The organism is Fibrobacter sp. UWB16 (assembly GCF_900215325.1).
In the GTDB taxonomy this organism is placed as follows: Bacteria; Fibrobacterota; Fibrobacteria; order Fibrobacterales; family Fibrobacteraceae; genus Fibrobacter.
In genome coordinates this window covers 1,070,463-1,090,909 of record NZ_OCMS01000001.1, presented here as the reverse complement: position 1 = coordinate 1,090,909, position 20,447 = coordinate 1,070,463, and the positions used below count along the sequence as shown (strand labels likewise).

Sequence of the window (20,447 nt, the reverse complement as noted above, 5' to 3'; positions counted from 1 at the left end):
ATGTCTAAAACCAGAGTCGCAGTTGGCATGAGCGGTGGCGTGGATTCGTCCGTTGCCGCTCTTCTTTTGCAACAGCAGGGTTACGAAGTCGTGGGCGTGACGCTCCGCGTTTTGCCAGATGTCGATGGCGCCTTCGATGCCGAAAACGACCCGAGTGTAGTACGTGCGAAGATGATTGCTGAAAAGCTTGGCATCGAGCATCATGTGGCAAACTGCTCTGACGCATTTACCGGTGAAGTCTTGAAACGCTGCCATGCGGACTTTTCGCATGCGCGTACGCCGAATCCTTGCTGCTATTGCAATCGCTTTATCAAGTTCGGCTGGATGATGGATTACGCGAAATCGCTCGGCGCCGAATTCTTGGCGACAGGGCATTACGTGCGTATCGAAGAAGTGAATGGCGTGCGCAGGCTTTTGCGTGGTCGCGATCCGGGCAAGGACCAGAGCTACTTTTTGTTTTGGGTTCCCGATGAACGTCGCAATCATGTGCTTACGCCGCTTGGAACGTACGTGAAAAGCGAAGTCCGCGAAATCGCCGAACAGAACGGCTTTGTGAACGCCAAGACGGGCGATAGCCAGGACATTTGCTTTGATATTTACGGTTCGCAGTATACTGAATTTTTGAAGGACCGCTTTGGCGAGATGACGCGCCCGGGCCGCTTCGTGGATGAGAAGGGCAAAGTGTGGAATACGCACGAAGGGTTCCATAAGTACACGGTCGGTCAGCGCAAAGGCCTGGGCGTGGCGATTGGCGTGCCTGCGTTCGTGAAGCATGTGGACCCCGAAACGGGCGATATTCTGGTGACGGGCGACAAGTCGTCGGTCTGCTTTGACCGTGTTGACTTGATGAACTGTGAATGGCACGGCGGTGCGCGGGAGATCGGGACGACGTTCCGCGCCGAAGGCATGGTGCGTTACCGCCAGCGGGCGGTTGGCTGCGAAGTTACCGTCGTCGATACGAACAAGGCGGTCGCCGTCTTTGACGAACCGCTCTTTGCTGTGACTCCAGGCCAATGTGCCGTCTTTTACGATGGTGACATGGTCCTCGGCGGCGGCCAGATTGTGTAATTGAAATCTTTAATTACTTCACAATCCCGACTTCGCTGAGTTTGACGAATCCGCGGATCTTTTCGCCGAGGCGGATTTCGGCAAAGTTACCTTGTTCGCCGATGACTTCAAAGCTTGTTTATTTATATTTATAAAAGGTTATAAACATTTTCTGGAGAGAGAAATGTGTTTATGAAAAGATTATCTATAGTCTCTTTGATTACTTCATTGATGTTTTGCGCATGCTCCGATGACGGAGATTCTAGCGTAAATTTTGCTCCGGCTCCCACAAACGTTTCTTCTAGTTCGCTGATGAGTTCTTCATCTGACGTCCCTTATTCTGAAACCGATATTCCCGTTAGTTCGTCATCTGATGAAGTCTCTTCTTCGTCTGTTGATGCTGCATCGTCTTCATCGGAGAATGCAAGTTCTTCATCTGTGGAAACGGATCAACCTACATTTTCAAAATACATATCTCAGTTTGCCGCGCCTGGCGAAAGTTCCGTAAGTTTTGATAGCCATGTGTTAGCGATAAATGCGTATGGTTTTTCTAGTAAATGTGAAGAAAGCATGTTTTCTTATGTTGGCGAATACGAACTGCTAGTTCCATTGAAATCTATTTCCGAAGAGAATATTGCGGAATGTTTCCCCAAGACTGCGCCTTTGTTAAGTAAAAAGTTTGCGTCAGAAATGGGAAACATGAAATTCTACGCTGTTATTGTGGAAATGGGCGAAAATCCAACATTTGCGGTATTAAGCAAATTTGCTGCTGATGAAATTTATATTAATGTAGTGCACCCCGGTGGAAATTGTATTCTTGAAACATGGGGACCTCAGGTTATGTATTTGGTTGCTGATTTAGAGGGCTTTGTTCAAAAGGAAGATATTCCTATTACGCGCGAAGTTATTCAAAGTGAAATATGGAAATGTGAAGATAATGGCCGTCACACTCCGTCTGTGAAAAACTTTGGAGAATGGTATAGCGATTCTTTGCTGTAATCTAAGTTCTGCCTACTGCGGCTGAGCCGCATTACTTCACAATCCCGACTTCGCTGAGTTTGACGAATCCGCGGATCTTTTCGCCGAGGCGGATTTCTGCAAAGTTGCCTTGCTCGCCGATGACTTCAAAGCTCGTACCTTCGCTGAGTGTGTTGAGCGTTTGCGACTTGTCGCTCGGGGCGCTCGTCACGTCGGCGCTTGAGGCTGTTACGACGCCTGTGATGTCTGTTTCGAGCGTGTACATTTTGTAGAGAGCGCTTGCGCCAATCGTGCAGAGAATAACACTCATACCGAATACGACGCCTGTGCAGATGTTCTTGCCGCGGCTGCTGTTCACGAAACGGCGGGCGAGAATCACGAGTGCAATTGCCCAGAAGAGTACGAGCGAAATGTTCATCTGGCTTTTGAGCGAAAGCGCGTGGTGCAAATCCATGAGTCCTTCGAGAATCGGGTTCTCTTCTTCGTCACCTTCCTTGTCGCGGGTCTTGGTCTGGGCGAAATTTAGGTTGTGCTGGATATCGTCATCGCTTGGGTGCAAACGCAATGCCGATTTGTAGTAGAAAATGGCGAAGCCGAGTTTCCCGCTGCGGTAGTAGGCGTTACCCAGATTGTAATAGAGGTCTGCATTGACGATGCCTTCGTCAACGCATGTGCGCCATTCGTCAATTGCGCGTTCAAAATCGTTTTCGTTATATGCCTTGGTGCCGGCTTCGAGGCCGTTGCATTTGTCGGCAGCGCTTGCTGCGGAGGAGAGGAGGAGCGCTGCGGCGATCGTCAAAATAATCTGCTTAAAGTTCTTCATGTTTTTACCGACGCTACTTGAGTTTTTCGAGGCTTTCGCAGAGCTTTTCGACATCTGCGAGCATTTGGGACTGTTCTTCGGTCGATGCTGTGACCGGAGCAAAACGCACAAACGAGCATTTTTCAAGCCAACTGTTGATGGCTTCAATCGTTTCTTCCTTGACGCCACGCTTTGAAAGTTCCTGCTTCATTTGCGGGCGGGTCATGCCCTTGAACTCGACGTTCGTCAAATTGCTGAGGTAATCGATGAGGCCGTTTTCAAGTGCGGCGAAGAAAGCCTTGCCGTCGCCGTTCTTGAGGGCTGTGCGGGCGTTCGCGAACTTTTCCTTGAGCAGCTTGTTGGCCTTGCCCTTGCGGACGAGAGCTGTGTTGCTGTTGCGCTTACGCTTGCGTGTGATGGCGAAGTTCACAATCAGGTAGAACGGAATCGCTGCTGCAAACAGAATCCAGAAGAGCACGCTCCTGTGCGGGGCGCTAGATTCGGACTTGTCCGTAATCGGGTGGATAAAGCGGATGTCGCTGCCTAGGAATTCAATTTCTTGCTTTTGAACGACAGGAGCCGAGGTGCCAGTGCCTGCGGAAACCGGAGCTTGATAAATAGGTTCTGCGGGGGCATCGCTCTTTTCAACTTCGATAGTCCACGGGCCTGCCGAAGTGGTTTCATATTTCTTTTTAGCTGGGTTGAACCAGGAATATGTAATGGCGGGGATTTCGAAAGTTCCCTTTTTCTTCGGGTAGAGGAAAACTTTGATATCCTTCGAGGTGATGACCTTGTTGCCCTTGACCTTCTTGTTGATGCTGTTTTCGGGCGGAACAGAGCGGAATTCGCTAAAGTCGGGGAGTTTCGGGTCCGTGATGGTACCCGGGGTGCCGTCGCCCTTGATGCTGATGGCGAGTGTCAATGCTTCGCCGACCTTGAGGTTTGTGCGGTCGAAGTTGGCGCTAAAGCTGTAGTTACCGACCATTCCCGAGAAATCGGCGGGCTTGCCTTCGGTCGGGAGCGGGAGTACGGTGATGGAAAGCGGGGCGGTGGAGGTTTCCGTTTCGATGGATTCCTGTTTAACGCTTCTGCTAGAGAACGACATGCCGCCCATTTGCTTCTTTTCTTCGACAACTTTGGGTTCACCGAGCTTGGTGTACTTGAACTTGAAGGACGGAATTTGGAGCGTACCGCTCTTGGTCGGGCTGAGCCATGCGTATTTGGCGGATGCCTTCATTTCGCGACGGGCGCCTTCGACTGGCTTGAAATCCAGATTCGAGAGGTCGTTGCGGTGGACGATGAAATCATTGCCGGTGCTCATGTCGGTGGCCTGGAGGCCGCCCTGGAAATGCTCAAAAGTGTGGAGGCTGAGGGTGACGCTGAACTGTTCGCCTTCGTAAATGGACTTTTTGCTCGGGGTAAGGCTTACGGCGAGTGCGTCATCGTTGTAGGAACGCTGCACGCTGACCGGAATTTTGCTGCTGATGGTGTTGGCTTCACCGTTAATCATCCAGGTAAGCGTTCCGAGGTCTTGTGTACCCGTCTTTTTCGGGGCTTTAATCTTGAAAGAATAGACGCGAGCCTTGTAGGCTCTTCCACCACCGCCGAAAAACGAGTTGAAAATATCGTCCATGTCCGGGCGCATTACCTGATCGGCACTGTCGAGCCCGAGGAGCTTAAAGTTGTTGCGTGTTTCGAGGCGGAGCGCGCCTCTGTTCTGCGGCAGTTCCTGAGTTGGAACGATGAACTGCAAATTGAATGTCTGACCCGCTTCGATGCGGTCGCTATCGACTTGAAGAGATGGCTTTGCGTTTACAAATGCTGTTAAACCGAGACATAAAAGCAAAAATCGTTTCATAGCCCATAATTTACCAAATTTCCACCCCGGAGATTGCAATATATATAGAACAATTGCAAGAATTGTGTTCTATAAGTCTTTTTATGGAATTTGCGAGATATTGTTTTAAAATGAAAAAAGTTGAAAAACGTCGAGAGAATAAAGCGTCGGCCAAGGATGGGGAGGGTGCAGGGAGGGGCCCGTGCGGCCTTCGCAACTCCGAGCTGGGGCCCCGCCCGCATGCTTTTACATTTGCAAAATGCACGTTTCAAAAAATTTGCCCAAATTTATATTTTTCCCCCTTGAAACGTTAGTAAAAAATTGTTATCATTGGCGCCGTCAAAAACAAGGAGTCAAAAACAATGTACTGCATTCTCGCCGCCCTCTTGATTAAGAGCTTTAAGAAATACGCTAAGCGCGCTTAATCGAAAAAAGATTTTTCTCTCTCCAACTAACGAACGCGACGCCACGGAATTTCCGTGGCTTTGCTTTTTTATGAAGATGTGTATGGCGACCCCGGCACCCCGGAACCAGTCCGGGGCAGGCTCCAGCCGGGGTGACAAGAGCGGGGCGACATTTTGGTATGGACGAAATGTCCAAAAAAGTTGCCGAAATATATACTAAATTACCTTGACGTGTTAGTAAAACTTTGTTAATATTGGCGCCGTCAAAACAAGGAGTCAAAAACAATGTACTGCATTCTCGCCGCCCTCTTGATCAAGAGCTTTAAGAAGTACGCTAAGCGTGCCTAATTCTATAAAGAACGATTAAGAATAAGAATTGGTCTCGGGTTTCCGAGCCTTTTTTTATTTGCTAGCAATTTAAAAGATTCTTTTACAAAATTAGAGTTATATTTGAAGCATGCGATATGGTGATTTAACTTCCTTTCAAACCGGCGTAGCCGTTCCCCTTTTCAGTCTTCACAGCAAGCACAGCATTGGCATTGGCGAATTCCTGGACTTGATTCCGTTCGCCCAGTGGGCCAAGTTCTGCGGATTCAATATCATTCAGCTTTTGCCTGTAAACGATACCGGCTCCGAGCCGAGTCCTTACAGTGCCCGCAGCGCATTTGCCTTGAACCCGGTGTTCATCAACGTGCAGTCCGTCGAAGGCGCTACCGTCCTCGAACATGAAATCGAAAAGGCGCGTGAACAGTTCGCTGAAATTGAACGTGTGGACTACTACCGCATTACCACATGGAAGCGTGCCATCCTCCGCAAGATTTTTGATAATCAGTACGATGTCCTGAAAGCTTCGAAGAAGCTCCTTGCTTGGATCGATAAGAATTCATGGGTCAAGTCCTATTGCGTCTACTGTACGCTCAAGGCGCAGAACAACGAAGCTAGCTGGAAAGACTGGAAAAAGTTCCAGAACCCCTCCGCTGCCGATGTCGACAAGCTTTGGATGAAGAACTACAGGGACGTGCTGTTCCAGGCTTGGATGCAGTACACTGCTGAAGGCCAGTTTACCGCCGCCGTGAACGAAGTTTCTAAGCTCGGGCTCCGCTTGAAGGGCGACGTGCCTATCCTCATCAACGAAGACAGTGCCGACGTGTGGTTTGACCGCAAGTATTTTTCGCTTGCCGACCGCGCGGGTGCACCTCCTGACATGTTCAGCTACGGTGGCCAGAACTGGGGCTTCCCGACTTACCGCTGGGACGTTCTCGAAGCCGATGACTTTGGCTGGTGGCGCCGCCGTTTGGCTCAGGCTAGCAAGTTCTATCACGCCTACCGCATTGACCACGTGCTCGGATTCTTCCGCATTTGGGCAATTCCTGAATCTGAATCGACGGGTATCTTGGGCCGTTTCCAACCGTCCATCCCGCTCACTTGGGATGTGCTCCGCAATGCTGGATTCTACCGCGAAACGCTTGAATATTTGCGTCGTCCGAATTTCTCTGTGGACCAGTTGCGCGAATTCCTCGGCAAGGAAACGGACAGGCTTATCTCTCTGTATTTTGAAAATTTGCCGGGAAAGTTCGACCGCTTTGTCATTAAGCCGGAATACTTGTCGGAACGCGCAATTCTTTCGCTGGACGAACCGCAAGAAGTCAAGGATTCCTTGCTCCGCGTCTATTGGAACCGCGTGTTTATCCCGACGGGTGACGAAAATACGTTCTACCCGTACTGGTACTGGTACAACCAGCCGGTGCTCTTTACGCTCCCGCAGAACGAACAAGATAAGCTTCACGATTTGATTGGTCAGAACGAACAGGCTCAGAATGCACTCTGGGAACAGAATGCCATGAAGCTTTTGTCTGTACTCGCCAACGAAACGGATATGCTCGTTTGTGCCGAAGACCTTGGCGCTGTGCCGCCGTGCGTGCCGACCGTGCTCAAGAAACTCGACATCATGTCGCTGCGTATTGAACGCTGGGCCCGCAACTGGAATGTTCCGTATTCTCCGTACTACAGCATGGACGAATACCCGCGTCTCTCCGTTTGCACAACGAGCTGCCACGACACTTCGACCTTGCGCGGTCTCTGGGAAGAACCTGATTTTGACAAGGGCTTCTACTGGTCTCATGCAGGCTTGCCGGGCGTTGCCCCTGAAAAGCTTACGCCGCCGGTGGTGCACGACATCTTGTCGCATGTGTTTACTGCAAATAGTTTGTTCTGCATCCCGCCAATCCAGGACTACTTTGCGCTTTCGGCATCGCTTTCTGATTGCGACCCGAAGGAAGAACGCGTCAACATTCCGGGAACGGTTGGTGGCAAGAACTGGACTTATCGCACACCGTGCAGTGTCGAGGACTTGCTTGCCAATGCGGGCTTGATTTCGGAGATTAACAAACTTGTCGAAGAACGTAAGTCCCGTGCCCTCTGGAAGATTTAGCGCTCCCGCCTGGGTCAAGGACGCCGTTTTCTATCAAATTTTTCCGGACCGCTTTTGCCGTAGTGCAAAGTACAAGGCGGTCGGGAAGTTTGTGGATTGGGATACGCTCCCAACCCGTGAAAACATGTTTGGCGGAAACCTTGCGGGCATTTGCGAAAAGCTTGAATACATTGCGTCGCTCGGCGTGAATGCTGTTTATCTTTGCCCGATTTTCAAGAGCAATTCGAATCACCGTTACCATACGGTTGACTATTTTGAAATTGACCCGGTCTTGGGGACTCTCAAGGATTTTGACAAGCTTGTCAAAAAGGCGCACGAGCTTGGGCTTCGCGTGATTTTGGACGGCGTGTTTAACCATTGCTCACGCGGATTTTTCCAGTTCAACAGCTTGATGGAACTCGGCAAGAATTCCCCGTATGTAGACTGGTTCCATGTGCATGGCTGGCCGCTCCACGCGTATTCGGGCAAGCCCAATTACGATTGCTGGTGGGGTTACCCTGCGCTCCCGAAGTTCAATACCGACAATCCCGATGTTCGCGATTACCTTTTCTCGGTGGGCGAATATTGGATGAAGCGCGGCATTGACGGCTGGCGTCTCGACGTTCCGAACGAGATTGACGATGATAGCTTCTGGCAGGAATTCCGCCGCCGTATCAAGGCGATTAACCCGGAAGCGTATATTGTCGGTGAAATCTGGGACGAGCCTTCGCGCTGGTTGCAGGGCGACCAGTTTGACGGCGTGATGAATTACCCCTTGCGCAAGGCGGTGCTTGCGTACCTCTTTGATGAAAAGTCGATTGCACTTGCAGAATTCGCAAAGCGCTTGCAAGATGCGTTTCCGGAAGGGCGTTTCGGCGTGCCGATGAACTTGCTTGGGAGCCATGATACGATTCGGCTTGCGTCACTTCCGTGCTCAAATTTGCAGCGCGTGAAGCTTGCGCTTACGCTGTTGTTCTTTTTGCCGGGCGCTCCCTGTATATATTATGGCGACGAAATCGGCATGTTGGGGGGCAAGGATCCTGACAATCGCCGGGCATTCCCGTGGGATAAATTTGCGGAAATGCAGAAGGCGCCTGTCTATGATTATTTAAAGGGTTTGATTGCGCTCCGTAATAAGGAACGCGTGCTGCGTGATGGCTCGCTTGAAATTGCCTATAGCGCGGGGCGCTTGGAAATTGTCCGTACCCTCGGCAAGAAGAAATTGACGCTTGCGATTACCGAGGCGAAGCCCGATTCATTATTTGAGATAAAATAAGCCGGGCGTTACGGGCTTGCTAAACAGAAATTAGGGGGTGTTCATCCCCCTTTTTCAATATTTAATGACTATCGACTAATAACTAAATTGCTATCTTTGTCCCGCAACTAGTATGTATAATGCCTTATTAAGGGATTACAAATGAATAAACATAAATTCGGCTTCCGAGAATTCATCATTCTCGCAGTCATCATTCTTTCGGCCTACACTGTATGGCCTTCTATTCAGGTTCACTCCAAGAAGGGTGAAGCCAAGCAGACCTTCCTCAAGGAAAATCCGAAGCTGGGCACAAAGTCTATCAACTTCGGCTTGGACCTTGCCGGTGGTACGAGCATCACTCTCCAGATCGACAAGTCTAGCCTCAAGGATGGCGAAGATATTAAGGACATCCAGGCACAGTCTCTTGAAATTATTCGTAACCGTGTTGACCAGTACGGTCTTTCTGAACCGCAGATTTCTCCGACTGGCGACGACCGCATTGTCGTTGAACTGGCTGGTGTGGATGACTCTACGGCTAAGGCTCTCGTGGGTTCTACTGCTAAGCTCGAATTCAAGATCCTCGCAGAATCTGAAAAGTTTACGCAGGTTGTTGGCCTTATCGACCAGTACCTCACTCGCCAGACGACCGACATCATTGCTGATTCCGCTAAGACGGACTCCGTCAAGACTGATTCCGTGAAAAAGGAAACCTTGTCTGATGATGAACTTCTCGCTGGTGGCGTTGCCAAGGCTGAAGAAAAGAAGGACACCGCTGCTGCAGAAGCCGCTCCGGCAGACGTGGTCGGACAGTCCCTTTCCTCTTTCTTCCTCTCTTTCGGCAATGGCGGTTTCATTGCTGAAGAAAGCGTCGAAAAGGTTAAGAAGCTCCTTGCCACTGAAGGCGTGCAGAAGCTCATCCCGCGCGATGTCGCTTTCGCTTTCGGTAGCGGTCTCGAAAAGCTCCGCCGCGATGCTAACATCAAGGCCAAGCGTCTTTACCTCCTCAAGCGCCGTGCAGAAATGGGCGGTGACGATATCACGGATGCTCGTCCGTACCGCGTCAGCGATGGTATGAGCGCCGGTGAAGTTGCCGTGAACCTCAAGTTCGGCGGCATCGGTCCTAAGAAGTTCTCTGCTGTTACGGCTGCTAACGTCGGTAAGCAGATGGCTATCGTTCTCGATAACCAGGTCATCTCCGCTCCGGTCATCCGTGACCGTATCCCGAACGGCGAAGCTCAGATTACAGGTCTCGATGACATGGCTGAAGCAAACCGCCTCGCTGTTGTGCTCAAGGCTGGCGCACTCAAGGCTCCGATGCAGATCATCGAAAGCCGTAGCGTCGGTGCAACTCTCGGTGAAGAAAACATTGTCCAGGGCTTCGGTTCCGGTGCTATCGGCCTCTTGCTCTGCTTGGTGTTCATGGTTGCTTACTACCGCCTCGGTGGCTTCATCGCAAGTATCGGCGTGATGGTCAACGCTCTCGTGACTGCCGCTGTGATGTCCGTGTTTAACGCCACGCTTACTCTCCCGGGTATTGCTGGTTTCATCCTCGTCGTCGGTATGTCTCTCGACGCGAACGTGATTATTTTCGAACGTATCCGTGAAGAACTCAAGAACGGCCTCACTGCTCGCGCCGCTGTCGCCAAGGGTTATGAACGTGCATTCAGCGCCATCTTGGACTCCAACTTGACGACTGTTTTGACGGGTCTTATTTTGTACAAGATTGGTACGGGTTCTGTCAAGGGTTTCGGTCTCACTCTTACGATCGGTATCCTCACTTCTCTCTTCTGCGCTATCACGATTTCCCGCGCCGTGTTCGACTGGAGACTTGCTAAGCGCGACAGAACGACGCTCTCTATCGGTTCTGGCTTCAAGACTTTGAACAATGCTAACCTTCAGATCATGAAGAACCGTGGCAAGTTCAAGGCTCTCTCTATCATCCTCCTTATTGCAAGTATCGCTTGCATTGCTGTGAAGGGCTTTGACTTCAGCATCGACTTCACGGGTGGTCAGGTCTATACGATTCAGTATCAGGATGACGCCAAGCACGAAACCGACTTGAACAAGGCTTTGAGCAAGGCTGGCATCCAGGGGGCTCGCGTCCGCTCTCTCGGCGGTACGTCTGCTAACTCCTACCAGATCAGCGTTCGCGGCGATGACACAAGCTTCGAACTCGCCATGGCTAAGGCTTTCGAAGCCGCTAACCAGAAGTGCGAAATTGTGGCTAAGGACGCTGTCGGTCCGACCATCGGTAAGGAACTCCGCTTCAATGCTATTTTGTCTGTGATTCTCGCATGGCTCGGTATCGCTCTCTACGTGTGGTTCCGATTCGGTAAGCTCGGCCTTGGCTTCGGCGTTGCTGCTGTGCTTGGCCTTATTCACGATACCATCATTACGCTCGGCTTCATCTCTGCCTTCAGCCTTTCTTTCGATGGCGCCTTGATCGCTTCGCTCCTCACGATGATTGGTTACTCTGTCAACGACACCATCGTGAACTTCGACCGTATCCGTGAAAATACTGCTATCTTCGGTTCTGCTAAGTACGAACAGACCATCAATAGCTCTTTGAACCAGTGCTTCAGCCGTACGGTGATTACCTCTCTCACGACGCTCTTCGTTTGCGTGGTTCTCGCTGTTAAGGGTGGCTCTTCCATCCGCGACTTCGGTCTCGTTCAGTGCTTCGGTATCCTCATCGGTACTTACTCTTCTGTGTGCGTCTGCTCTCCGATCGTTCTCTGGTGGAGCAAGAAGTTCAAGAAGGGTGTGTAATTAGACGAGAGTACGCCGCTTAGGTTGGTGAGCCTGCCGAACCACGCGGCTACAGATTTAAGACTAGAGAGCCCCGGCTTAGTGCCGGGGCTTTTCTTGCTATTATCTGCTGTTTTTAATGGAATTTTTTCATCCTTGGTCTTTCGACTTTCGACTAATTTTCTATATTGCCCATGTTCGATAAAGGGGGCGGTATGCTCAAGTATTACAAAATCGAATCCGGTCGTCTCTCAGTAGCTCCGAACGAAGAAGCTGCTGACATCGTTATGATGGGTTCTTTAAGCCAGGAACAGCGCAGCATCCTTGTTAAGGAATATGAGATAACGGAACATACGATTGCCTCCGCATTTGACTCGGACGAACTTTCCCGTATCGAATATGACGATGATTTTACGACCATCGTGTTTAAGAAGCCCAAGAATTACTCTGCCGAGGATAATTTCCAGTTCCGCGTGGAATCTTTTGGAATTTTCATTTTTAAGGACTGGGTCTTGCTCCTTACGGACAGCGACATCCCGGTGATGGATGAACGCAAGTTCTCGAAAATCGACAGTCTGAATACGTTTGTGCTCCGCGTGCTGAGCTTTGCGATTGCACACTTCAATGAACACTTGAAGATCATCAACCGCATCAATGACGACTTGGAACTCCGTCTCAATACGTCGATGGAAAACAAGTATTTGCTCTCGATGTTCAGCTTGAACAAGGGCTTGATTTACTACGTGAGCGCCTTGAACAGTAACGATACGCTATTGCGCAAGTTGCAGCTTGGTCGTAGCCTCAACTGGACTGAGGCTGAACGCGAACTCTTGGAAGATATTCAGATTGAAAACGGGCAGAGCTTGCAACAGGCTAATATTTACGCGAACATTTTGACATCCATGATGGATGCTCGCGCAAGTGTCATCAACAACAACGTGAACCAGTTGATGAAGAACCTCACTATCGTGACGATTTCTATTTCGCTCCCGACGTTCTTCGCTAGCTTGTTCGGCATGAACGTGAAGCTCCCGTTTGGTATGAACGGCGATGCGACCGTCGGCTCTCCGGTGGCGTTCTGGATTATTATCGCCATCTGCTTCCTCTCCGTGTTTGTCTTCTTGGCTGTCTGGATGCGCAAAAAGTAAACTGGATTTCGGCATTTGAATTGAAAACGCGACCGTTATGGCCGCGTTTTTTGATGGCTTAATTCAGAATTGGGGTCTCTTCGAGACTCTTTTTCACAAATTCCGCGACGCATTTTTCCCAATGCTTACGGTGCATGGCGTATGGGAACTTGTTGTGGAAAGCTTCGTGCCCAAAGGCGACTCGTTCGCCGGACTGGTTGTAGATGGCGTAATCGGCGAAGAACCAAAGTCCCCTGTCTGTAATGACGTTCCCTGAATTTTTTACGTAGCTAGAATCAAGTGCGCTACCGAATAAATAATTTGAATTGCTATAAGCCTGGTAGGCGTATGTTTCTTCTTTGCGGCTGAAGCCCGCATTTGAAATAGCGATGTAGTAGCCTTCATTCATATTGATCGTTGAAGGCTTTGGAATGTTGAATTCTTTTGTTCCTACAGAATCGTGCTCAATGCTCATGCCTGCAATATTGACTTGCCTGAAATCCACATCAATGGATTTATGGACAAGGCTGTCGTAGTTTTTCTTAAGTTCAGCCTTGTACCAGTCGGTAAATTTTTCGGTGTATTCTTCTAGATCGTCTTCGAGGTCGTCAACATTATCCACAAAAGGTTCTGTAAAGACAACGGTAATTTTTGTTGGTTTTTCAGTCCAGGTCGGGTTTATAGATATGGTTGGATTATTTTGTGCACAGCCTACAAAGAAAAACGCCGAGTATAACGGCAAAATGGCAAGCCCCCAAAGCTTGTTTTTCATAAAATCTCCTTCTTGTGCCCCATAACACTTGTAAAGAAAATAATATAAAAGACAACGTTTGGTACGTTGTCTTTTTTAGAAAGCGTTGTAAAAGTGGCTTTAGTCTACTTTGTATTGTTTCGTAGCCGCCTTAGTTCCCGCGTTCCGACATGCTGGCGAACATGGCGGTAATTTCTTCGGTGAAGTTGCTTTTCGGGAACTTGTCGGCAATGGCGAGCGCTTGTTCCAAGTGTTCCTGGGCTTCGGCTTTTGCCTTCGCAAAGCTCTTCTTTGCAAACAGACGGTCCTGAATCTTTTCGGGAATGCCTTCTGCAGAAGCCTTTGCGATAAAGCTTTCCATTTCACGGCGTTCTTCTACGGTGCAGTCCTCGAAGTAATAAAGGAGTGGCAGCGTGATAAGTCCGTTCGAGAGGTCTGTGAATTTCGCCTTGTCCATGTTCACGGAACCATAGCCATAGTCCAGCAGGTCATCGATAATCTGGAAGGCGATGCCAAAGTGCGTTCCCATCTTGGCGCATTCATCAACCATCGGCTGATCGAAACCTGCCAAAATGCCACCAATGCGCGCTGCAGCGTCAATGAGCGCTGCGGTCTTTCCATCGATGATTTCGTTGTAAGCTTTGCGAGAAAGTCCCATGTCGCCGCAATGGTCGAGTTCCATGATTTCACCGATGATGAGCTTGTCGGCTGCATCGGAGATGATAACTGGAATGTTGCGCGCTTCTTCGTCAATGACGCAGCGCATGGACTGCGAAAGCACATAGTCGCCAATCAACACGGCCACTTGCGTACCCCATTCGCGATGGGCTGTCTTTTGCCCGCGGCGGACGTCTGTGCCATCGATGATGTCATCGTGCACGAGGCTTGCGAGGTGCAAAAGTTCTACGGCTGCGCAGGCGTGTGCTACACGGTCTATGTTCGGTTTCTGAGCACCGCAATTTGCGAGCAGGCAAAGGAGCGTCGAACGGATGCGCTTGCCTTTGCGGCTAAAGAGCGTTACAAGGCGGTCACTAATCCCTGCAGGGGCGTTCTTTGCCACCTGCATAATGACTTGTTCTGTCTGGTCCAGCTCTAACTTGACCAAGTCGCGAGCCTGTGATAAAACGGCTTTGAAGTCGGCTTTCGTCGGACTCATTTAAATATCCAAATCGTTCAAGACTTTATATGCGTTCGTTTCGATGAACTTGCGGCGCGGTTCCACGTCTTCGCCCATGAGCATGCTGAAAATCTGGTCGGCAAGGACGCTGTCTTCCACATGGCACTGCTTGAGGAATCGTGTCTTCGGGTTCATGGTCGTGTCGTTCAGCTGTTCCGGCGACATTTCGCCCAAACCTTTGAATCGGGTAATCGCGACATTCTTCTTGTCTTCGATTTCGGCCATGACCTTGTCTTTTTCGTTTTCGTCGAACAAGTAGCGTTCCTTCTGCCCAATTTTGAGTTTGTACAGAGGAGGCATAGCGAGGAAGATATGTCCTGCATCTATCAACGGACGCATGTAGCGGAAGAAGAACGTGAGGAGAAGCGTCTGGATGTGAGAGCCGTCCACATCAGCATCGGTCATGATGATGATTTTGTCGTAGCGGAGCTTTTCAATCTTGAATTCCGTGCCGATGCCAGTACCGATAGCGTTCACCAGGTTCTGGATTTCTTCGGTGTCGAGCACGCGATGGAGGCTTGCCTTTTCGACGTTCAATATCTTACCGCGGATCGGGAGGATGGCCTGGAATTCACGGCTACGGCCCATCTTTGCAGAACCACCTGCAGAGTCACCTTCCACGATGAACATTTCGCATTCCTTCGGGTCGCGGCTGGAACAGTCGGCGAGTTTGCCCGGAAGGCCGCCACTTTCAAGAACGTTCTTGCGGCGGGCGAGTGTACGTGCGCGGTGGGCTGCTTCACGAGCCACAGCGGCGTTATAAACTTTATCCAAGATAATCTTGACGGCAGCTGGATTTTCCTGGAAGTATTCTTCGAGCTTGGCGCCGAATGCGGATGCCACGTAACCAGCGATTTCGGAGTTGCCGAGCTTGCGCTTGGTCTGGCCTTCGAACTGCGGCTGCGACACCTTGATAGCGATAACGGCAGTAAGACCTTCGCGAATATCGTCCGAGGTAATCTGCGCTTCTTTCTTGCCCTTCGGCATGTCTTGTGCAAACTTGCTGATAACGCGGGTGAGGGCTGTCTTGAAACCCGTTACATGCGTACCGCCATCGTAAGTATTTACGTTGTTGACGAAGCTGAAGAAGTTTTCCTGATAACCGTCGTTGTACCACATGGCGACTTCGAGCGGATATTGTCCGTCGGGGAGAACCAAGTGGATCGGTTCTGCAAAAAGCGGAGTGCGGTGTTCATCAACGTAGCGCACAAATTCAGAAACACCACCGGGGAAGCAGAACGTATCGGTCTGCTTGTGTTCCGGATCGCGTTCGTCGGTAAGCGTCAAGCGAAGACCGCTCATGAGGAATGCGAGCTCGCGGAAACGCGTGGCGAGCGTGTCGTACACGTAAACGGTTTCGGAGAAAATTGTATCGTCCGGATAGAATTCAACAGACGTACCGGTCGTTCCGTCGGATTCTCCGATGTCGACCTGCGGACCGCAAGGAATACCGCGTGCAAATTCCTGACGGACAACGCGGCCATTGCGGCGCACGGTCACGATAAGCTTGTTAGAAAGTGCGTTTACGCAGCTCACGCCCACGCCATGCAAACCGGCGGAAACTTTATAAGAGCTGTTGTTGAACTTACCACCGGCGTGGAGCTTGGTCATCACGACTTGGATGGTGCCAACCTTTTCCTTGGGGTGGATGTCGGTCGGAATGCCACGGCCGTTGTCGGTGACGCGGATGCCGTTACCCGGCAAAATCGAAATTTCGATATGGTTGCAGAAGCCAGCCAAAGCTTCGTCCACGGAGTTATCGACCACTTCCCAAACGAGGTGGTGAAGCCCGCGAATATCGGTGGAACCAATGTACATTGCAGGGCGGACACGAACTGCTTCTAGACCTTCGAGAACGGTAATGCTTGAACCGCTATAATCTGCTTCCGCCTTCTTTACTTCTTCTGTTTCTTCTGCCATAATTCCTCTATTAAACCCCTCTTAGACGAATCGTATTCCTTGAATAAAAGGCTTCCCTAAGAGGGCATTACACTTACCAATAATAGCTTTTTTTTGGAGGTTCATTTCGAACTTTAACGCCGAATTGGCGACCTTAAGCACCAATATATTTTTGTCGATTTTCTCAGGCTTTACATGGTCTACCAAGAGGGGGCCAACCACCTCTGAAAACCGCTCCGAGATGGTCTTAAAGTTCATATCTTCGGTGATATGATTCTTCTGGAGAACGCGCTCTAAAAGGACCTGAATGTCCTGAACTTTGTTCCCCGTATAGCTCTTGTTGCTCGTGCGTTTTGTTTCGAACATTTGTACAAATTTATCGCGTTAAACAAGCAGCAATTTGGAGAGGGTGAACCCGCCAATAAGGATGCTTGTCATGCCGGCAACCACGGTTGCCTTGGTGCTCTTGCCAACGCCTTCTGCACCGCTATGGGTGAAAAATCCGAAGAAGCAAGCGTAACTAGAAATGAAGAATCCGTAAAGTGTTGCTTTGATAAGGCCCACGACCAAGTCCCAGTTCTGGTAGAACATGCGCACTCCGTAAAAGAACACGGACCACGAAACTTCTTTGTAAAGGTGGGCGACTTCGTAACCGCCGACAATGCCGATGAAAATGCTCAAAATAGTGAGCACCGGAAGCATGATGACGGTTGCAATCAGTCTTGGCGCAAGCAAATATTTGTAAGGATTGAGCCCTAATACTTTGTATGCATCAAGCTGTTCTGTAACCGCCATGGTTCCTAGTTCGGAACACATCGAAGCGCCGATACGCCCTGCAAGCACCATCGCCGTAAGAATTGGGCAGAGTTCCACCATCACGGACTTGCCGACGGCCATGCCCACAAACATCATGGGGATCATGTCGCCAAACTGGTAGGCAAGCTGCCAAGACATAATGGCGCCTGTTGCAAGCGAGGCGGCGAACACCACGGGGATACTCGTGATGCCCACATGGTGCATCTGTTCTACAGTCGTGTGCAAATTGGTGAAGGCTCCGGGAATGTTCTTGAACAGTTCCCAGATGAACAGCACGTAACCCACCACCTTGTTCAGGAAGCGTCTTACGGCTCGTCCGAGGCCTTCGGCCATTTTGTTCATTAAAGAAATCAAATTGAACCGTTACTTCTTAGGCTTTGCAGCGTTCTTCTTCTGTTTCGGCGGAGCGCTGATGGCTTTCTTGTAAAGCTGCGTGTCACTCAGGTACTTGATGGCTTCGTTCAGCTGCTTGTCGCGCTTGAGCGAGAAGGCCGTGCTGACGGAGTCGTTCACAAATGCCGTGAGAAGTTCGCGCTTGATTCCGTCCTTGATGTAGTCCTTGTTGGCTTCGAACTGGGCATCGCGGTTATCTTCAAGAGCCTTGCGCATTTCGCTGATGCGCTTCACGAGCGTAGAATCAGAGATGGTCTTGGCGCTGTCACCCATGTAGTTCTGTTCACGGATGATGCTCTTTTCAAGCTGGTCCACGCCGACGAGAGCGTTGCTCTTGACCTTCATGAAGTTCGTGTCTTTCTTGCAGAATGCCTTAAACTGCGTGAAGAGAGAATCAGGCACGGCCCATTCGGAGTTCACCTTGACTTGAGCCTTTTCGAGACTCGGACGAATCTTGACGGCGAACTTGAAGTACATGGCCATGCGTTCCTGGACTTGGACAACCCACGGCATCGGATCGAGTTCCACATCGACGTCCGGCTTAATGCCACCACCACCGAACATCATACGGCCGTTGTTCGTGTAGAACGTGTCGCGCTTGGCAGTGTCGGCCTTCACGGAATCAGTCTTGGCGGCGTCTTTTTCTTCATCTTCGTATTCTTCGTCTTGCAGGGTGAGGCCCTTGATGCCGTTTTCAGGCTTGTTGATGCAACGACCGAAGGGGAGGTAGTAGAAAGCTGTTGTGAGCTTGAGTGCGTTGCCAGCATTGTCCAGCGGGAAAATCGTTTGCACGGAACCCTTACCGAACGAGGTCTTACCGACGATCAAGGCACGGTCCCAGTCTTGCAGTGCGCCAGAGACAATTTCAGCGGCACTGGCGGAACCTTGGTTCACGAGGACGACCATCGGAACTTCCGGCTTCACGAGCGGAGTCCTGCGGGCGGCACTTTCGGTCTTTTGGGTGCGGCCACGGGTGCTCACGATGACGTTACCCGGCTTGAGGAAAAGTTCACTGATTTCGATAGCTTGGTTCAGAAGTCCACCCGGATTGTAGCGCATGTCGAGGATGAGCTTCTTCATGCCCTGCTTCTGGAGGCTGCGGAGGGCGTTTTCGACATCGCTTGTAGTCTTGTCGCTAAAGGTAGCGAGCTTGATGTAGCCGATGTCTGGAGTGACCATGCCGTAATACGGAACAGCGTGGACGATGATTTCTGCTCTGGTGATGGTGTAGTCCATGAGATCGGGAACACCTTCTCGTTCAATGGCGACCGTCACATCGGTGCCAATTTTACCACGGAGCTTGTTGACGGCGTCATCAAGCGACATGCCCTTTGTTTCTTTGCCATCGATTTTGCGGATGCGGTCCCCAGCGCGGATGCCGAGCTTGAATGCCGGAGTGCCGGAAAGCGGCGAAATAACCGTGAGGATGTTGTCGCGGAGGCTGATCGTGATACCGACGCCACCGAACTTACCTTCCATCGAAACGCGGAGGCTTTCGTAATCCTTGGGCGCGAAAACCGTTGTGTGCGGATCCAAAATGTTTCTGATGCCATTGATGGCGGCGTCCGTAAGTTCCGTCGGGTTGACGTTTTCAACGTATTTGCGGTTGACTTCGGAAAGAACCTTGTTCAAACGCGAAACTTCATCGTAAAAATCTCCAGGAGGAGTTTTCTTCTCGGTTGCAGCGTTCGCGAAGCAAAGCGCGGACAGCGTAGCCATAAATACAGAGCGGAAACAAAAAGATTTAAACATCATGCGATAAAGATACAATTTCCTATAAAAAAACACCACTATATACGGAAAAACCGGCTATGAATAGCCGGTTTTTTTACGAAAGGAGAGAGTATGAAACTTGTTGGGAGCAAAAATTCGTGTTATGCAGCTTCGCAAAGGAGGCGTTCGACGTTGGCTTCGCGGAGCTTGTTCAAGGCGTTTTCCTTGAGCTGGCGCACGCGTTCCTTGGAAAGACCCACCATCGGAGCGATTTCTTTCAAGTTCAGGTCGGAATCCATCTTGAAACCGTAATAGAGCTTAATGATTTCTTTTTCCTGACTGGAGAGGTTCTTGTCCATGACCTTGTCGAAAACTTCGGTGCGGTTGTTGCTATCGGCGAGTTCATCGGTACGGCTCTGAGAATCGGAAATGGTATCGCCAAGTGTTGCATCGCCATCTTCGTTGACAGGGGCGTCGAGTGAAGAAGTGGTGTTGCCCATCATCAAAATCTTTTCGATGTCGTTAGCCTTGTACTTGGAAAGGCCTTCGAGCGACTGGGCGTTGACGGTGTAAGTTCCGCCAATGACCTGCTGAACGTCCTTTGCGTGACGGTTGAAACGGCGAAGCATCAGTTCCTTTTCGGCGCTAATGCGGATCATGCGGCCTTTTTCGGAGAGAGCGCGGGTGATGTTCTGACGAATCCACCACACGGCGTAGCTGATAAACTTGATTTTGAGGGAGCGGTCAAAACGGCGAGCCGCTTCAATGAGTCCCATGTTCCCTTCGTTAATCAGTTCCATGATGTCGAGACCGCGACCTTTGTAGAGGTTAGCGATGTTCACGACAAAGCGAAGATTGGAGTTGACCAGCATGTCCAAGGCTGCCTTGTTGCCTTCGGCGGATTTCTGGAGCAATACCGTTTCCTGTTCTCTTGTGAGCAACGGGTAACGAGAAATGTCGTTCAGGTATTGCATGTAGATGTCTTTCTGATCTCGATTGTTAAGGGTTTTCATGGTGACCTCCTCATTTTTACATTATCAAATTTACCTCCAGATTGAATTCCTTGTGTCATTACTTAGAATGGTGCGTG

15 protein-coding genes are annotated in these 20,447 nt (G+C 50.3%); 6 read left to right on the top strand and 9 right to left on the bottom strand.

Going from position 1 to position 20,447, the window contains the following annotated elements:
* Together mnmA and CRN95_RS04475 are read left to right on the top strand one after the other, a co-directional pair.
* Positions 1–1,068 (top strand): tRNA 2-thiouridine(34) synthase MnmA, encoded by a 1,068-nt coding sequence (gene mnmA, locus CRN95_RS04480; protein WP_088631099.1) that lies wholly within the window; start codon positions 1–3, stop codon positions 1,066–1,068.
* Positions 1,069–1,359: 291 nt separating this feature from the next.
* Positions 1,360–2,046, top strand: coding sequence for a hypothetical protein (locus CRN95_RS04475; protein WP_235002873.1), 687 nt, complete (start codon positions 1,360–1,362; stop codon positions 2,044–2,046).
* Between the two features lie 31 nt (positions 2,047–2,077).
* Here CRN95_RS04475 and CRN95_RS04470 read toward each other — a convergent pair whose 3' ends face one another.
* Both CRN95_RS04470 and CRN95_RS04465 read right to left on the bottom strand, forming a co-directional pair.
* The gene (locus CRN95_RS04470; protein ID WP_097020190.1) at positions 2,078–2,848 is read right to left on the bottom strand and encodes a tetratricopeptide repeat protein; all 771 of its coding nucleotides are present in this window, start codon (positions 2,846–2,848) and stop codon (positions 2,078–2,080) included.
* A 13-nt stretch (positions 2,849–2,861) separates the two neighbouring features.
* The gene (locus CRN95_RS04465) at positions 2,862–4,685 is read right to left on the bottom strand and encodes a BatD family protein (protein WP_235002872.1); all 1,824 of its coding nucleotides are present in this window, start codon (positions 4,683–4,685) and stop codon (positions 2,862–2,864) included.
* An 840-nt stretch (positions 4,686–5,525) separates the two neighbouring features.
* On the opposite strand from CRN95_RS04465, the gene CRN95_RS04460 reads away from it, so the two are divergent.
* The 4 genes from CRN95_RS04460 to CRN95_RS04445 all read left to right on the top strand — a co-directional run bounded on the left by CRN95_RS04460 (position 5,526) and on the right by CRN95_RS04445 (position 12,629).
* Positions 5,526–7,499, top strand: a complete 1,974-nt coding sequence (locus tag CRN95_RS04460) for a 4-alpha-glucanotransferase (RefSeq protein WP_097020188.1) — start codon at positions 5,526–5,528, stop codon at positions 7,497–7,499.
* Positions 7,480–8,754, top strand: a complete 1,275-nt coding sequence (locus CRN95_RS04455) for a glycoside hydrolase family 13 protein (RefSeq protein ID WP_097020187.1) — start codon at positions 7,480–7,482, stop codon at positions 8,752–8,754. Before CRN95_RS04460 ends, CRN95_RS04455 begins: the two co-directional genes overlap by 20 nt.
* Before the next feature lie 141 nt (positions 8,755–8,895).
* Entirely contained in the window at positions 8,896–11,502 is a 2,607-nt protein-coding gene (gene secD, locus CRN95_RS04450) for a protein translocase subunit SecD (protein ID WP_088630513.1), read from the top strand.
* A 194-nt stretch (positions 11,503–11,696) separates the two neighbouring features.
* Positions 11,697–12,629, top strand: a complete 933-nt coding sequence (locus CRN95_RS04445) for a magnesium transporter CorA family protein (protein ID WP_014545607.1) — start codon at positions 11,697–11,699, stop codon at positions 12,627–12,629.
* Between the two features lie 58 nt (positions 12,630–12,687).
* Here CRN95_RS04445 and CRN95_RS04440 read toward each other — a convergent pair whose 3' ends face one another.
* The 7 genes from CRN95_RS04440 to CRN95_RS04410 form a co-directional block, all read right to left on the bottom strand.
* Positions 12,688–13,380 (bottom strand): hypothetical protein, encoded by a 693-nt coding sequence (locus CRN95_RS04440; protein ID WP_097020186.1) that lies wholly within the window; start codon positions 13,378–13,380, stop codon positions 12,688–12,690.
* A 130-nt stretch (positions 13,381–13,510) separates the two neighbouring features.
* Positions 13,511–14,515 (bottom strand): polyprenyl synthetase family protein, encoded by a 1,005-nt coding sequence (locus tag CRN95_RS04435; RefSeq protein ID WP_097020185.1) that lies wholly within the window; start codon positions 14,513–14,515, stop codon positions 13,511–13,513.
* Positions 14,516–16,456, bottom strand: coding sequence for a DNA topoisomerase (ATP-hydrolyzing) subunit B (gene gyrB, locus CRN95_RS04430; protein WP_073423581.1), 1,941 nt, complete (start codon positions 16,454–16,456; stop codon positions 14,516–14,518).
* Between the two features lie 21 nt (positions 16,457–16,477).
* Positions 16,478–16,801, bottom strand: coding sequence for a DUF721 domain-containing protein (locus CRN95_RS04425; protein WP_088630517.1), 324 nt, complete (start codon positions 16,799–16,801; stop codon positions 16,478–16,480).
* Between the two features lie 18 nt (positions 16,802–16,819).
* Positions 16,820–17,593: an ABC transporter permease gene (locus CRN95_RS04420; protein WP_235002871.1), complete on the bottom strand. Its 774-nt coding sequence runs from the start codon at positions 17,591–17,593 to the stop codon at positions 16,820–16,822.
* Positions 17,594–17,614: 21 nt separating this feature from the next.
* Complete coding sequence (locus tag CRN95_RS04415; protein WP_097020184.1) at positions 17,615–19,399, bottom strand: S41 family peptidase; 1,785 nt, start codon at positions 19,397–19,399, stop codon at positions 17,615–17,617.
* A 119-nt stretch (positions 19,400–19,518) separates the two neighbouring features.
* Positions 19,519–20,370, bottom strand: coding sequence for an RNA polymerase sigma factor RpoD/SigA (locus tag CRN95_RS04410; protein WP_088630519.1), 852 nt, complete (start codon positions 20,368–20,370; stop codon positions 19,519–19,521).
* Positions 20,371–20,447 lie beyond the last annotated feature (77 nt).

What these genes read in the sequence shown, in the direction of transcription:
- gyrB (WP_073423581.1), bottom strand. Translation starts at nt 16,456, where the DNA reads ATGGCAGAAGAAACAGAAGAAGTAAAGAAGGCGGAAGCAGATTATAGC.
- CRN95_RS04475 (WP_235002873.1), top strand. Translation starts at nt 1,360, where the DNA reads ATGAGTTCTTCATCTGACGTCCCTTATTCTGAAACCGATATTCCCGTT.
- CRN95_RS04465 (WP_235002872.1), bottom strand. Translation starts at nt 4,685, where the DNA reads ATGAAACGATTTTTGCTTTTATGTCTCGGTTTAACAGCATTTGTAAAC.
- CRN95_RS04440 (WP_097020186.1), bottom strand. Translation starts at nt 13,380, where the DNA reads ATGAAAAACAAGCTTTGGGGGCTTGCCATTTTGCCGTTATACTCGGCG.
- CRN95_RS04460 (WP_097020188.1), top strand. Translation starts at nt 5,526, where the DNA reads ATGCGATATGGTGATTTAACTTCCTTTCAAACCGGCGTAGCCGTTCCC.
- CRN95_RS04425 (WP_088630517.1), bottom strand. Translation starts at nt 16,801, where the DNA reads ATGTTCGAAACAAAACGCACGAGCAACAAGAGCTATACGGGGAACAAA.
- CRN95_RS04415 (WP_097020184.1), bottom strand. Translation starts at nt 19,399, where the DNA reads ATGATGTTTAAATCTTTTTGTTTCCGCTCTGTATTTATGGCTACGCTG.
- mnmA (WP_088631099.1), top strand. Translation starts at nt 1, where the DNA reads ATGTCTAAAACCAGAGTCGCAGTTGGCATGAGCGGTGGCGTGGATTCG.
- CRN95_RS04420 (WP_235002871.1), bottom strand. Translation starts at nt 17,593, where the DNA reads ATGAACAAAATGGCCGAAGGCCTCGGACGAGCCGTAAGACGCTTCCTG.
- CRN95_RS04410 (WP_088630519.1), bottom strand. Translation starts at nt 20,370, where the DNA reads ATGAAAACCCTTAACAATCGAGATCAGAAAGACATCTACATGCAATAC.
- CRN95_RS04470 (WP_097020190.1), bottom strand. Translation starts at nt 2,848, where the DNA reads ATGAAGAACTTTAAGCAGATTATTTTGACGATCGCCGCAGCGCTCCTC.
- CRN95_RS04435 (WP_097020185.1), bottom strand. Translation starts at nt 14,515, where the DNA reads ATGAGTCCGACGAAAGCCGACTTCAAAGCCGTTTTATCACAGGCTCGC.
- secD (WP_088630513.1), top strand. Translation starts at nt 8,896, where the DNA reads ATGAATAAACATAAATTCGGCTTCCGAGAATTCATCATTCTCGCAGTC.
- CRN95_RS04445 (WP_014545607.1), top strand. Translation starts at nt 11,697, where the DNA reads ATGCTCAAGTATTACAAAATCGAATCCGGTCGTCTCTCAGTAGCTCCG.